Annotated in this window: 14 protein-coding genes; 5 read left to right on the top strand and 9 right to left on the bottom strand. The window is 61.4% G+C overall.

What is annotated here, in order from left to right; genetic code table 11:
- Positions 1-104 precede the first annotated feature (104 nt).
- Positions 105-1,022 (top strand): aldo/keto reductase, encoded by a 918-nt coding sequence (locus PYH37_RS10425; RefSeq protein ID WP_280731345.1) that lies wholly within the window; start codon positions 105-107, stop codon positions 1,020-1,022.
- A 34-nt stretch (positions 1,023-1,056) separates the two neighbouring features.
- The gene (locus tag PYH37_RS10420; RefSeq protein ID WP_280731344.1) at positions 1,057-1,731 is read left to right on the top strand and encodes a DUF6064 family protein; all 675 of its coding nucleotides are present in this window, start codon (positions 1,057-1,059) and stop codon (positions 1,729-1,731) included.
- A gap of 12 nt (positions 1,732-1,743) precedes the next feature.
- Here PYH37_RS10420 and PYH37_RS10415 read toward each other — a convergent pair whose 3' ends face one another.
- The 9 genes from PYH37_RS10415 to PYH37_RS10375 all read right to left on the bottom strand — a co-directional run bounded on the left by PYH37_RS10415 (position 1,744) and on the right by PYH37_RS10375 (position 10,795).
- Positions 1,744-2,643, bottom strand: a complete 900-nt coding sequence (locus tag PYH37_RS10415) for a carbohydrate ABC transporter permease (protein WP_280731343.1) — start codon at positions 2,641-2,643, stop codon at positions 1,744-1,746.
- A 16-nt stretch (positions 2,644-2,659) separates the two neighbouring features.
- Positions 2,660-3,592, bottom strand: a complete 933-nt coding sequence (locus tag PYH37_RS10410) for a carbohydrate ABC transporter permease (RefSeq protein ID WP_280731342.1) — start codon at positions 3,590-3,592, stop codon at positions 2,660-2,662.
- A 101-nt stretch (positions 3,593-3,693) separates the two neighbouring features.
- Positions 3,694-5,010 carry an ABC transporter substrate-binding protein gene (locus PYH37_RS10405; RefSeq protein ID WP_280731341.1) on the bottom strand — a complete coding sequence of 439 codons (1,317 nt, stop codon included), beginning with the start codon at positions 5,008-5,010 and terminating at the stop codon, positions 3,694-3,696.
- Positions 5,011-5,165: 155 nt separating this feature from the next.
- Entirely contained in the window at positions 5,166-6,233 is a 1,068-nt protein-coding gene (locus PYH37_RS10400) for an ABC transporter ATP-binding protein (RefSeq protein ID WP_280731340.1), read from the bottom strand.
- Between the two features lie 103 nt (positions 6,234-6,336).
- Positions 6,337-7,113, bottom strand: coding sequence for an SDR family oxidoreductase (locus tag PYH37_RS10395; RefSeq protein WP_280731339.1), 777 nt, complete (start codon positions 7,111-7,113; stop codon positions 6,337-6,339).
- A 1-nt stretch (position 7,114) separates the two neighbouring features.
- Positions 7,115-8,098, bottom strand: a complete 984-nt coding sequence (gene denD, locus PYH37_RS10390; RefSeq protein ID WP_280731338.1) for a D-erythronate dehydrogenase — start codon at positions 8,096-8,098, stop codon at positions 7,115-7,117.
- 47 nt (positions 8,099-8,145) lie between these two features.
- The gene (locus PYH37_RS10385; RefSeq protein ID WP_280731337.1) at positions 8,146-8,916 is read right to left on the bottom strand and encodes a FadR/GntR family transcriptional regulator; all 771 of its coding nucleotides are present in this window, start codon (positions 8,914-8,916) and stop codon (positions 8,146-8,148) included.
- A gap of 186 nt (positions 8,917-9,102) precedes the next feature.
- The gene (otnC, locus tag PYH37_RS10380; RefSeq protein WP_280731336.1) at positions 9,103-9,780 is read right to left on the bottom strand and encodes a 3-oxo-tetronate 4-phosphate decarboxylase; all 678 of its coding nucleotides are present in this window, start codon (positions 9,778-9,780) and stop codon (positions 9,103-9,105) included.
- Between the two features lie 16 nt (positions 9,781-9,796).
- A complete protein-coding gene (locus PYH37_RS10375) occupies positions 9,797-10,795 on the bottom strand; it encodes a LacI family DNA-binding transcriptional regulator (RefSeq protein WP_280732471.1) in 999 nt (332 codons plus the stop codon).
- A gap of 230 nt (positions 10,796-11,025) precedes the next feature.
- On the opposite strand from PYH37_RS10375, the gene PYH37_RS10370 reads away from it, so the two are divergent.
- The 3 genes from PYH37_RS10370 (at position 11,026) to otnI (ending at position 14,138) form a co-directional block, all read left to right on the top strand.
- Positions 11,026-12,342, top strand: a complete 1,317-nt coding sequence (locus PYH37_RS10370) for an MFS transporter (protein ID WP_280731335.1) — start codon at positions 11,026-11,028, stop codon at positions 12,340-12,342.
- 64 nt (positions 12,343-12,406) lie between these two features.
- Complete coding sequence (ltnD, locus tag PYH37_RS10365; protein WP_280731334.1) at positions 12,407-13,351, top strand: L-threonate dehydrogenase; 945 nt, start codon at positions 12,407-12,409, stop codon at positions 13,349-13,351.
- Positions 13,352-13,361: 10 nt separating this feature from the next.
- Positions 13,362-14,138, top strand: coding sequence for a 2-oxo-tetronate isomerase (gene otnI, locus PYH37_RS10360; protein ID WP_280731333.1), 777 nt, complete (start codon positions 13,362-13,364; stop codon positions 14,136-14,138).
- Position 14,139: the final 1 nt, after the last annotated feature.

The raw sequence follows: 14,139 nt of genomic DNA, 5'->3' as shown, positions 1-14,139 counted from the left end.
CGTCGCGGCGGTCATTGCCGACACGATCACAGCGACTTTGGAGCGGGCCGCGGGCGAGGACCGACAAGCCTTTACCATGCCGCTTCAAACGGAGGGAGTGAGCGATGGCAATCACCCGGCGCGCGATCATGCAGGGGCTCGGCTTCGGGGCTTTGCTGCCGGTTCTGCCGCGGCTGGCGCTCGGACAGCCCGCCGACATCATCACCAGGCCCATACCGGTGAGCGGCGAGCCGGTGCCGGTTGTCGGCCTCGGCACCTGGATCACCTTCAACGTCGGAGACGATCCGGTGCTTAAGGACGAATGCGCGGATGTAATGGCAGCCTTCTTCGAAGGCGGCGGTCGCATGATCGACTCGTCCCCAATGTACGGCTCTTCCCAGCCGACGATCGGCTACGGGTTACGCAAGCTCGGATATCCCAAGGGCCTGTTTTCGGCCGAGAAGGTCTGGATATCGGACCCGGAAGAGGGAGCGTCGCAAATCGAGGCCTCCCGCGGCTATTGGGGGGTAGCTAAATTCGATCTCATGCAGGTCCACAATCTTCTATCCTGGGAGGAGCATTTGCCGGCTCTTTTTAAGATGAAGGCGCAAGGACAATTGCGCTATGTCGGCATCACGACCTCGGAAGGGCGCAGGCACCGGGAAATCGAAAGCATCATGGCGAACGAGCCGATCGACTTCGTCCAGGTCACCTACAATGTCCTCGACCGTGAAGTCGAACAACGCATCCTGCCGCTGGCGCAGGAAAAGGGCATCGCCGTCATCGTCAACCGTCCCTTCCGCCAGGGGAACCTCATCCGACAATTCGAGGACGAACCCCTGCCGGACTGGCTCGCCGAGACGGGCGCGCGCAATTGGGCTCAGTTTCTGCTGAAATTCATTATCTCCCATCCGGCGGTTACCTGCGCCATTCCGGCGACCACCCTCGTCGCCCATGTGCGCGAGAACATCGAGGCGGCGACAGGCATCCTGCCGGATGAAAGGACGCGCCGGCGCATGGTCGACTACGTGGAGGCGCTGTGAACAGGCGCCGTGCTCGTGACGCGGATGCGAGCTGATGCCCGATTGGACGAGCTACACGCTCTCAGACTTCCTGATGTTTTCGCCGAGGGTCTATTTTCGCCTCATCGAGCGCTACAACCAGGATCTCTGGCCGCTTCAGCTTATCCTGATCGCCGCTGCGCTCCTCGTCCTGATACCGGCCTTGCATGTTCCGCGCGCCCGCATCGCCGTGTATCCGACGCTTGCCGCAGCTTGGGCCTTCTGCGCGTGGCAGTTCCTGTGGATACGCTATGCCGCCATCAGTTGGGCGACGTCCTACGCGGCAATTGCCTTCCTGGCTGAGGCCGGATTGCTGGCTCTGTGGAGCGGCACGACGGGGCAAGCCGACCCGGCCGCAACCCGCCTGCGCCAAGCCGGCGGCATCGGCCTCATGCTCTTCGGCCTGCTCGCCTATCCATTCCTTGCCTTGCTGGCGGGCCGCTCCCTCGCCTCGGCCGAGACCTTCGCGATGATGCCGGATCCGACCGCAACGGCAACGCTCGGCGCAGTGTTGGCGGCATCGCGGAAGACGCCCTGGCTGCTTCTGCCTATGCCCCTTCTGTGGTGCGGCTTCAGCGGCCTGACGCTGTGGGCACTGGAGGATCCCGGCGCCTGGGCGCCGTTCGCCTCGATTGCCGCCACGCTCGCACTTCTCCTGACACCGGCGGTGAAGGCCTCTCGGTTCAGGTAAAATAGCGATCGGTTACTCCTTCACCGCCCCCGTCATCGACGAGACATAGTAGTCAACGAAGAACGAATAGAGGATGACGACGGGCAGTGAGCCGAACAAGGCGCCCGCCATCAGCGCGCCCCATTCGAAGACGTCGCCGCGTACCAGTTCGGTCAGCACACCGACCGGCACGGTCTTGTTCTCCGACGACTGGATGAATGTCAGTGCATAGATGAATTCGTTCCAGGAGAGCGTAAAGGCGAAAATGCCGGCCGAAATCAGCCCCGGCACGGCGAGCGGCAAAATGATCCGGATGAGGATCTGCCAGCGCGTCGCCCCGTCGACCAGCGCGCTTTCCTCCAGCTCGAACGGGATCGAGCGGAAATAGCCCATCAACAGCCATGTGCAGAATGGGATGAGAAAGGTCGGATAGGTGAAGATCAGCGCCAGCTTGGAATCATAGATCCCGAACTTGAAGACGATGAATGCGAGCGGGATGAAGAGGATCGACGGCGGCACCAGATAGGCGAGGAAGATCATCAGCCCGACGGGCCGAGAGCCGGTGAAGCGCACCCGCTCGATCGCGTAAGCCGCAAAGACCGAGGCTGCCAGCGACAAGATGGTCGAGCCGACGGCAACCAGCATCGTGTTCCACAGCCAGCCGGGATAGGAGGTCTCGAAAAGCAGATATTTAATGTGGTCGAGCGTCGGTCTAACCACCCAGAAGGGGCTGTAATTGTTGTAGTCGGTGAGCTGCGAGTTCGGCTTCACGGCCGTGATCGCCATCCAGTAGAACGGGAACAGCAGCACGAAGACGAACACCGCCATCGGCAGATAGAGCACGACGATCCTACGCGGCAAGCGGTTGAGATAGCTCATGCCCTCCGCGGTATCGGTGAGAACGGCGTCTTCCATTTTTGTGGTCGTGTTCATTTTATCCCTCCCGATCTCAATCCTGACCGCCCTGCTGCCATTTGCGGCGCTGCAAGCCGAAGAAGCTGAACATGATAGCGGCGAGCAGGAAGGGGATCATCGCGACGGCGATCGCCGCCCCCTCGCCGAGCTGGCCTCCAGGAATGCCGCGCTGGAAGGAGAGCGTCGCCATCAGATGGGTCGCGTTCACCGGCCCGCCTTTGGTCAAGACGTAGATGAGCTGGAAATCGGTAAAGGTGAACAGCACCGAAAACGTCATCACGACAGCGATGATCGGCGTTAGCATCGGCAGGGTGACATAACGGAAGCGCTGCCAGCTCGTGGCGCCGTCAAGCGAGGCTGCCTCCTGCAGCGAAGCCGGGATCGTCTGCAGCCCGGCAAGCAGGGAGATCGCCACAAAGGGAATTCCGCGCCAGACATTGGCGGCGATCACTGAAGCGCGTGCGTTCGTCGGATCGCCGAGGAAGTTGATCGGCCCGTCGATAATTCCGAGCTCCATCAGCGACCAGGAAATGATCGAGAATTGGGAATCGTAAATCCACCAGAAGGCGAGCGCCGAAAGCACCGTCGGCACCACCCAAGGCAGGAGCACGATCGCTCGGAAGAAGGACTTGAACGGCAGGTTCTCATTGAGCAGCAGCGCGAGCCAGAGGCCGAGCACGAACTTCAGTATCGAGGCCACGAAAGTATAGAGAAGCGTGTTGAAGACCGAGAGCCAGAACACCGAATCCCGGGCAAGGAAGACATAGTTCTCCAGGCCGATGAAGATACCGTCGCGGCCGATGCGGGTATCAGTGAAACCGAGCCAGACGCCGAGCCCGAGCGGATAGGTGAGGAAGCAAACGAGAAAGACAGCGGCCGGCAGCATGAACAGCAGACCGAGCACGTTGTTGTTCTGCATGAGCGAAGCCGCGGTCGATGGCGGCTTTCCAGGCGACGTGATGGACATCGGACTACTCCGGCTGGATGAACGGCTTCAACTTTGCGCCGGCAACCTAGGGCCGCCGACGCACTTTGAGGCGCGGCGGCCTTCACGGCCGCCACGAAAGATCAGACGCGATAATAGCGGTTTGCCCGCCGTTCGGCCTCGGCGACGGCGTCCTCCGGCGTCATCTGCCCCGTAACAGCGGCCGCAAACATATCGACAAGGACGTAATCCGCCATCACGCCGGCCGAGGCATAGCCGAGCGGGCCGGCATAACCATTCGGGCGCAGCGTCTCGGAAGCGCGGGCATAGGGCGCGTGGATCGGATCGGACGTCCAGATGGGATTGTTGGCGAAGGCCTTCAGCGGCTGGCAGCAATAGGCGCTCGATCCTTCGATCCACGCGTTCATCTGGTCCGCCTCCATCATGAACTTGATGTAGGCCTTGGCCGCTTCCGGATATTTGCTGTGATTGAAAAGCAGGATCGAGCTTGTCTGATGCAGCTCGACGCTCTGACCGACCGGCCCCACGGGGAAGTTCGTGGTGCGGAGGTCCGCCGCCAGCTCGGCAAGCGCCGCATCCTTCTTGGCCGCATAGTAGAGCGAAACGCCGTTGGCGGTCAGCGACACCTGGCCTGCGAGGAAGGCCCGATTGTTATTGATGTCGAGCCAGCTCTCGGTGCCGGGAATGAAGGTCTCGTAGAGCGCCTTAGCGTAGTTGACCGCCTTCAATGTCTCTGGACTGTTAATGGTGACCTTGCCGGTCTCGTCGACCATCTTGCCGCCATGGCTCCAGAGTAGCCAATGGGCGTAGTTGTTGCCGTCACCGACCGCTTTTCCGTGTGGAAAGCCAGCGGGCGTTCCCTTTGCCTTCATGGCCTTGCAGAGTTCGAGGAAACCGTCGGTGTCCTTGGGAAACTCGCTGAACCCTGCCGCTTTCATGTGGCTGTCGCGGTAGCATACAGCGTTTCCGATGGCCGTCAGCGGCATGGCGATGAATTTGCCCTCGCGGCTCGCATAGCCCTTCAAGCCGTCGTACCAGCCGCCATATTTGTCGCCGAGATAATTTGCAAGTTCGGTCACATCGACGAGCTTGTCGGGGTATTGATGCGCATCGTCGAACCAGCACATGATCATGTCGGGGCCAGAGCCAACATTCGCGGCAACGGCTGCTTTCGGACGAATATCCTCCCAGCTCTCCTTGTCGATGCGAACCTCGACACCGGTGGCCTCGGTGAACTTCTTGGTGTTGGCGAGCCAGGCATCCTCGTCGCCCTTGACGAAGGGCGTCCATCTAAGAAGCCTGAGGCTTGCGCCTTCCTCCGGCTTGTAGCTTGGCTCGGCGCCCTGCGCGAAGGACGGGCGGATGCCAAGCGGCGAAAGACCTGCCGCACCGGCAAGGGCGGCGGAGGCCGCAAGAAAATCACGTCTCTTTATGGGCATGGTACTCCTCCTTCAAAAAGCGGGAGCGTCTCTGTCCGGCATTCACCGTCCCGCTTGGCGAATGCAGCAGCCGTGATGCCCGGCCGTTTGCCTGGCATCGTCCGTGCGGCAAAGGCCGAGGAAGGCTCCTCCCTTCCTCGCCCTCTCCCGTGGCGTCAGTCGAATAGTCTTTGCCCAGTCTCGGCGTCGAACAGGTGCACATGCGCTGCATCGATCGACAGGCGGATCGGCTCACCGGGCTTGACGCTCACTCTCTCGCGGAAGACACAGGTCACCTCGTTGCCGCCGAGTCTTGCGATCATTTGCGTCTCGTAACCGGTCGGCTCGATAACCACGACCTCGGCCGGAAGGCCGTTCGGATCGAGCGCCATGTATTCTGGCCTGAGCCCATAGACGAGCTCGCGCCCTCGCGCCGCTGCCGGCGGCCGGGCGACCGGCAAGGCGGTCCCGTCAGCGGTGATGAACGCATTGGGATTGGCTTCGTCGAGCCGGCCCTTGATCATGTTCATCGCCGGCGAGCCGATGAAGCCGGCGACAAAAAGATTGGCTGGGTTGTCGTAAAGTTCGAGCGGAGCGCCGATCTGCTCGACGATGCCGTCATGCATGACGACGATCTTGTCGGCCATGGTCATGGCTTCGATCTGGTCGTGTGTCACATAGACGGTCGTAGTCTTCAGCCGCTGGTGCAGTTCCTTGATTTCCGCCCGCATGGCAACGCGTAGCTTGGCGTCGAGGTTGGAGAGCGGTTCGTCGAAGAGAAATACCTGCGGGTCACGCACGATCGCCCGGCCCATGGCGACACGCTGGCGCTGGCCGCCGGAGAGCTGCCGTGGATAGCGGTCGAGCAGTTTCGAAAGGCCAAGGATTTCCGCCGCCACTCCGACGCGCTTGTCGATGTCCGCTTTGGGAGAGCCCGCGAGCATCAGCGAAAAAGCCATGTTGTCGGCCACCGTCATATGCGGATAGAGCGCATAGTTCTGAAACACCATCGCGATGTCGCGGTCCTTCGGCGGCAGCCGATTTACGACGCGGTCACCGATGCGGATTTCGCCCGCGGTGATGTTTTCAAGCCCCGCCAACATCCTGAGCAACGTGGACTTCCCGCAACCGGAGGGGCCAACGAGAATGACGAATTCGCCATCCTCGATCTCGATGTTGACACCCTTGATGACGGGAAAGGCGCCGAACGATTTCTTAACATCAACAAAGTCAACGCCGGCCATGTGAGTTCCTCCTGAAACTAATTGCTGCACGTTCGGTCCGCCTTTCTCCGCCAGGTCTCTCCTGGCTCCCCCTGAAGATCAGCGGCCTGCTAAACCCTCGTCTCTATCCACGACCGACCAACGGCATCTTTGTCGCCATCACCGTCATGCTCAGCACATTGGCGGTAAGCGGCAGGCTCGCCATATAGACGACAGCCTCGGCAATGTGCTCGACCGGTATGGTCGGCTCTGCCGCGATCTCGCCATTAGCCTGCAAAACGCCGACACTCATCTTCTGCGTCATGTCGGTTGCGGCGTTGCCGATGTCGATCTGTCCGCAGGCTATGTCATGCGCCCGCCCGTCAAGCGCCGATGATTTCGTCAACCCCGTGATGGCGTGCTTGGTTGCAGTATAGGGTGCCGAATTTGGCCTTGGCGTGGTCGCTGAAATCGATCCGTTATTGATGATCCGCCCACCGCGGGGGTCCTGCGCCTTCATCAGCCGGAATGCCTGCTGAGTGCAGAGGAAAGCGCCCGTAAGGTTGGCTGCGACGATGCCGCTCCATTGCTCGAAAGTCACGTCTTCCAACGGCACCGGCGGCACATTCGAGCCGGCATTGTTGACGAGCAGGTCGAGCCGACCGAACTCGGCGCGGATCGCTTCAAAAAGGGCCGCAACTTCACCGGGATTACCGACGTCGCAGACGACCGCCCGCACGACGCCGCCAGTCTCGGCCGCGATTTCCCCGGCTGTTGCCTCCAGTACAGTCGAACGGCGGCCGGTAATGACGAGCGTGTAGCCCTCAGTGCTCAAAGCCTTGGCTATGCCGCGCCCGACACCGGTGCCGCCACCCGTCACAAGCGCAATCTTTCCCTCGCCCGATCTGCTCGCCTGCGCCATCTCAGATCCTTCCCCCGAGTTCGTCCTCGATGTGGATCCGGATGATCTCGTCGAAGCTCGTTTCCGCTGTAAAGCCGAGCTCGCGTGCGCGGCGCGCATCGAAATCCGTCGCCCAACCGGAGACGATTGAGCGAATGACCGGATCCGGCTCGCGACGTATGAGGTTCACGGCCTTCTGGCCGGCCACACGCCCAAGCGCCTCGATTTCTTCGCCCACCAGCGCCGACAGTCCGGGCATGGTCAGATTGCGCCTCGGCCCGATCTGGCTTGTATCCATCCGCGCCGCGTGAACGAAGAAACCGACTGCGGAACGCGGGCTTGCGAACCAGTGGCGGACGTTCTCATCGACCGGCAAAACGGCCTCCTTCCCGACGAGCGGCTCGCGCAGGATGTTCGAGAAGAAACCCGACGCCGCTTTGTTGGGTGCTCCGGGCCGGATGCAGATCGTCGGCAGACGGATGCCGATGCCGTCGAAGATGCCGCGCCGCGTATAGTCGGCGAGCAACAATTCACAGATCGCTTTCTGCGTCCCGTAGCTCGTCAGCGGCGTCGTGAAAAACTCGTCTCCGATCTTGGCCGGAAAAGGTTCGCCGAAGACCGCGATCGAGGAGGCGAAGATCAGGCGTGGCAAATAAGGTTCGTTCCGGCTCTCGGAGCGGATCGCGTCGAAGAGCGCCCGCGTGCCGTCGAGATTGACGCGATAGCCCTTCTCGAAGTCCGCTTCCGCTTCGCCCGACACGATCGCCGCCAAATGGTAGATCACGTCCGGCCGAGACGAAACGAGCCGCTCGGCTGCGCCTTCTGATGAGAGATCAAGCGCAAGTGCCGTCGATACGGAAGAAAATACGGGCGGGACCGCCGGCTCCACCACGTCCACCAGTGTCAGCTTTTTGAGCTCGTTACCGAGCGCATCCGGCTCGCGCGCAAGCCTTTCGAGTAGTTTTCGACCGATCATGCCGGCCGCGCCTATAATCATCACATGCATTGACGGCGAACCTCCTCCCTGTTCGGCCACACCGGGTTAATCCGGATTCAACGTGCCTTTTTGCTTCTATTTCCTTCCGCCCGCCGTTTCGCGGCGAGCAAATCCTTCGTGGTCTCATAAATCCGCGTGAGATGATGGTGAAAGGCTGCAACGACCGCCTCACGGTCGCGTTTGCGAAGTGCCTCGACGATTTCGCTGTGATCCTCGTAGCTCGCCTCGATTGCGCCGGGTTGCGACATGGCGTTGCGTCGAAAATCCATCATATAGGTGTAAAGGTCGGTGACGAAATCGGAGAGCAGCGGATTGCCGCAGGCCCGATAGATCGCCACATGGAACTCGCGGTCGCAGATCAAAAACCGCATTGCGTCATCGCCGCAGAGCCTTTGTGCCTCGAGCAGGCTCTCCAATTTGCGCAGCGTCTCCTCGTCCATCTTTTCAGCGGCGTCGCCCACGACCTTCAATTCGATGTGGAGCCTCGCGGCATGGACCGCCTCGAGATCGTAGCTGTCGATCGCATTTGGCGAAGCAATCGTGACCGTGATGTGGCTGAGATCGACATTGGCAACCCGGCTGCGGCTGCCCTGCGACACCTCGATGATGCCGCGCGCGGCAAGCGCCTGCATGGCGCCGCGCACCGTCTCGCGGCTGACGTGAAGCACGTTAGCGAGCTCGCGTTCACCTGGCAGCTCGTCGCCCGGCCGCAGCATGTTGGTCGCGACCAGAACCATCAGCTTGTCGGCAATCACCTCACGCGCCGTGCGGCGGTCAAGGCTTTGCCCAACCTTCGGCATCTGCGTGAGTATCGGACTGCCGTTCACTGCTTCACGCCTCCCACTGATCCACTGGTTGGTCCAGCAGATCAGTAGCACCAATAGACCTCGCAAAAGAACGTGCGGTCAAGGCCAGTTCGTCGCCGCACTGCATCAAAAATGGCCGCGCCTTTTGTGCGACGCATACAAGTTGACGGGCATTTCTCGGCCATCCAACGCGCACCGCCGGCAGGCTCAGGCGTGATCGTGGTCCTCATGGTCGTCATGGGACGGCAGATCGAGACCGAAGGTTTTGACGAGATCGGCGACTTGCGCCGGGCTGAGAAAGCGAGGGTTGAGACTTCGCAACAGGAGATAGAGCTTTGCCGTTTCCTCGAGTTCCTCCGTTGCGAAAACCGCGGCCTCGAGGCTGTCGCCTGCGACAACCGGCCCGTGATTGGCAAGCAGCACCGAGGTGTATTTGCCCGCCAGCCCGCGGATAGCATCGGCAACCGCTGGATCACCCGGCCGGTAATAGGGCAGGAGAGCTGTCTCGCCGGCACGCATGAGATAATAGGGCGTCAACGGCGGAAGGGCCGCGCGCGGATCGATTTCGGGAAGCATTGTGAGCGCTACCGCGTGGGTCGAGTGAAGATGGACGATCGCCCGCGCGCTGCCGCGCGTCTCGTAAAGAGCCGAATGCAGCGGAATTTCCTTGGTCGGCTTGTCGCCGGAGACCAGCCGTCCCTCGGCATCAAGCCGCGAGATGCGGGCGGGATCGAGGAATCCGAGCGATGCGTTGGTGGGCGTGACCAGCCAGCCGCCATCATCGAGCCGCAGGGATATGTTGCCTGACGAGCCAGGTGTCAGCCCTCGTTCGAAAAGGGATCGACCATATCGGCAAATTTCGTCGCGCAGACGCGTCTCCGGCATTGGACATCCTTTCAGGTTAGGCAGTGGCGCCTTCGAGCAGCTCGAATCCGAGGTCGACCACCTGCGGCGGCGCGTTCGCCACGATAAGCTCCGCCGCCACGCGGCCCGTGGCGACGCGAGGCGTGCGTATGGTCGAGAGCGGCTGCGGTGTCACCCGGCCGATATCGAGCCCGTTGTAGCCGAAGATCGCCAGTTGCGAGGGTATCGAAATTCCGCGCGCCAGACAGTGGAAATAGCCGCCGAGCGCCATGTCGTCGTTCGAAAAATAGATGGCGTCGATATCCGGTTTTCGGGCAAGCAGCCGCTGCAGCCCAAATCGCCCATTTTCTACTGACGAGGCGCCGGCATGAATTTCCCGATCAACGAGCGGGAAGCCAGCAGCACTAAGCGTCTCGCAGAAGCCGGCGAAGCGTTTTCCGGCACGGGTGTCGCGCTCAAGATCGTGCCCTACATAGCCGATCCGCCGATAACCCCGCTTCAACAGAAAATCGGCGCTTGCGCGCCCTGCGGCGCGGTTGGAAAAGCCGACCGCCAGGTCCACCGCGGTGCCATCCAGATCAAGCACCTCCACGACCCGGCACCCACTCGCCCGCAGCATCTTCAGGGTACCGTCCGTGTGCTCATATCCGGCCAGCATCACCGCTGCCGGCCGCCAAGCAAGCATCGCAGCGACGAGTGCCTCCTCGCGTCCCGGATCATAGTCGGTAACGGAGAAGACGGCCTGATGCTGGTTCTCTTCCAACACGCCGCTCGCACCCCTGAGCACATCGGGAAAAACGATGTTGGACAGAGAGGGAATGACGAAGGCGACGAGACGCGACCCGGCGGAAGCTAGCGTTCCCGCGATCCGGTTCGGTACGTAGCCGAGCCGTTCGACCGCCTCCATCACGCGGTCCCTTGTCTTGCGGGAAAACGAGCCATGGTTTCGAAGAACGCGCGACACCGTGCTCTCGCCGACACCGGCGGCCTGCGCGACCTCAGCAAGCGTTACCGTGGCCTGATGCTTGAAGTCCAAAGTCACTTTCGAACCTACTTCTGAAAATCTGACGCAGCTCAGCGCGGGCGCCACTAGGCACCGGATTTTCTCCTAGATTCAATAACGATATTTTTTGGCAGCGCTACCATTTTCTGATTGGCAGCGCTGCCAAAATGGGTTACTGGAGTTGATGGCAGCGCTGCCAATAAGGTGGCGCCCGCGTCGGATTGGCAAGGAGGCCCCGGCAACCTAAACGGAGGAGGAAAATCATGACGCTGCAAACGCAGGCGCCAGCCGAGGGCGCATATCTCGAACGGGCGATGGAGGACCGCGCTTACGCCAAAGTTTTCTGGCGAATCGTTCCATTCCTGATGCTGTGCTACGTGGTCGCCTATCTGGACCGCGTCAATGTCGGCTTTGCCAAGCTGCAGATGTCAAGCGAACTCGGCCTCTCGGAAGCGGCCTATGGCATCGGCGCCGGCATATTCTTCATTGGATATTTTCTTTTCGAAGTGCCGAGCAACGTCATCCTGAACAAGGTCGGCGCTCGCGTGTGGATCGCACGCATCATGATAACATGGGGGCTCATCTCCGCCGCCTTCATGTTCACCTCGTCAGAAACGGTATTCTACATTCTGCGCTTCCTGCTCGGGATCGCCGAGGCCGGTTTTTTCCCGGGGATCATTCTCTATCTGACGTCCTGGTACCCGGCGCATCGGCGCGCCAAGATCATCACCACCTTCATGTCTGCAATCCCGATCTCAGCGATCTTTGGTAATCCGCTTTCCGGCCTGCTTATCGACAGCTTCCACGGAACCCATGGCCTGTCGGGCTGGCAATGGATGTTCCTGATTGAAGCAATTCCTGCCATTCTTCTCGGCATTGTCACGCTCTTCTATCTCGATGATAGGATCAAAGACGCAAAGTGGCTGACGGATGAGGAGAAGAACGTGCTGGCGGTGAACATCAGCGCTGAGAACAGGGCCAAGACCTCGAGCCCGCACAGCATTGGCGCAACGCTGGCCGATCCGCGCGTGTGGCTGATGTGCCTCATCTACTTCTGCTTCGTGCTCGGACAATATGGCTTGAATTTCTGGATGCCGACGATGGTGAAGGCATCGGGCGTGGCGGGAAACCTGCAGATCGGCCTGGTGTCCGCGGTCCCCTATATCTGCACCTTCATTGCCATGCTGGCGCTTGGTCGCTCGTCGGACCGGTTGCGCGAACGGCGTTGGCACCTCGTCGTCCCGGCGGTCATCGCCGCCGGCGGGTTCGTCGCTGCGACGATGGCGACGAGCACGACAGTCGCTATCGCCTGCCTCTCGCTGGCCGCGGCCGGCGCCATCAGTTGCGCACCGCTCTTCTGGTCCCTGCCGACAGCCTTCCTCGCCGGCACCGGCGCTGCCGCCGGCATTGCCTGGATCAACTCGGTCGGCAATCTCGCCGGCTTTCTCGGGCCGTTCATGGTCGGCTACCTGAAGGACTTCACCGGCAGCAACAGTGCGGGCATGTATTTCCTGGCCGCGGTCCTGCTCGTCGGCGCGCTCGCCGTGCTGGCGGTTCCCGGCAAGACGGTCAACCGCTAGAACTATGCCTCTCCGGCGGACGTCCGGAGGGCAACCCCGTCCCATCAGATTGGAGATTGCCGTCATGTCGGTACAAGTTGAAAATCCGAGGCCTTCGGCAGTGGCGGCCGTGATCGGCCTCGGCTCCATGGGGTTTGGCATGGCTCAGTCGATGAAGCGCGCCGGCCTCGACGTTGTCGGCTACGACATCACCAAGGCGACCGTGGACCGCTTCGTTGCGGACGGCGGCCGAGGCGCGGCGACCCTCAAAGAGACCGTGCAGGATGCCGATATCGTTGTTTCAGTCGTCGTGACCGGGGCGCAGACCGAGGCCGTCCTCTTCGGCTCCGACGGCATCGCGACGGCGATGAAGCCCGGCGCTGTCTTCGTGTCGTCGGCAACCATGGACCCGGCGATCGCGCGCAGCCTGGCTGAGCGGCTGGAACCGCTCGGCCTCCACTACCTCGACGCGCCGATCTCCGGCGGCACAGCCAGAGCGGCAAAGGGCGAGCTGACGATCATGGCTTCGGGCTCCAGGCAAGCCTTTGCCGCAGCCCGCCCGGCACTCGACGCCATGGCCGCCAAGGTCTACGAACTCGGCGACGCCGCAGGCATCGGCGCGGCCTTCAAGATGATCAATCAGCTTCTCGCCGGCGTGCATATCGCTGCTGCCTGCGAGGCCATAAGCTTCGCTGCCAAGCAGGGGCTCGATCTTCAGAAAGTCTATGAGGTGATCACGGCCTCGGCCGGCAATTCCTGGATGTTCGAAAATCGTATCCCGCATGTGCTCGCGGGAGATTATACGCCGCTCAGCGCCATCGAGATTTTCGTCAAAGACCTCGGCATCGTTCAGGACATGGCCCGTTCGGAGCGTTATCCTGTGCCGCTCGTGGCAGCCGCTTTGCAGATGTATCTGGCCGCTTCCGGTGCCGGCATGGGCCGCGACGACGATTCTTCCCTCGCGCGCCTCTATGCTCAGCTCTCCGGCGTAGAATTGCCCGGGATGAACAAAGAGCCGCAGCAGGCGTAGAGGACGACCCATGCCCGTTTTTGCCGCCAATCTGACAATGATGTTCAACGAATGGTCGTTCCTTGACCGCTTCGACGCCGCAACGGAGGCCGGTTTTACGGCCGTCGAATATCTTTTCCCTTATGAAGCGCCACCAGAGGTAATCGCCGACCGGCTTGCCCGCAACAACCTTCAGCAGGCATTGTTCAACCTGCCGCCAGGCGAATGGGCCGCGGGCGAACGCGGCATCGCGGCCCTTCCCGGACGCTTTGATGGGTTGAAAGCGGACGTCGAGCAGGCGCTGGATTATGCCGCAGCGACGGGCGTCAAGCGGCTGCATTTGATGGCTGGCCTTGCCGATCCTTCCGACCCGGAGGCTGCGTCCTGCTATCGCCGCTCTGTCGCCTATACCGCCGAGCGGTTGGCCGACAAGGGCATCGATCTTTTGCTCGAGCCCATCAACGCACGGAACATGCCAGGCTATTTCCTCAATGATTTCGGCGCCGCCGAGCGGCTGATCACAGAACTCGGCCTGGCAAACGTGAAGCTCCAGTTCGATATCTATCACCGTCAGATCATGCATGGCGACGTGGCGATGGCACTCCGCCGCCTGTTGCCGATAACCGGCCATATCCAGATCGCCAGCGTGCCGTCACGCCATGAGCCGGATGACGAAGAATTGAACTATCCCTATCTATTCGCAGAGATCGACCGGCTCGGTTACGGCGGTTTCGTCGGCTGCGAATACACGCCGCGGGGGCGCACGCTCGACGGTCTTAACTGGTTCAAACCTTTTGCGCGGAGTTAGC

The sequence above is a fragment of the Sinorhizobium numidicum genome, from assembly GCF_029892045.1.
Classification (GTDB): Bacteria; Pseudomonadota; Alphaproteobacteria; order Rhizobiales; family Rhizobiaceae; genus Sinorhizobium; species Sinorhizobium numidicum.
The sequence above is the reverse complement of the archived record's forward strand: the minus strand, read 5'-3'. Positions and strand labels throughout refer to the sequence as shown.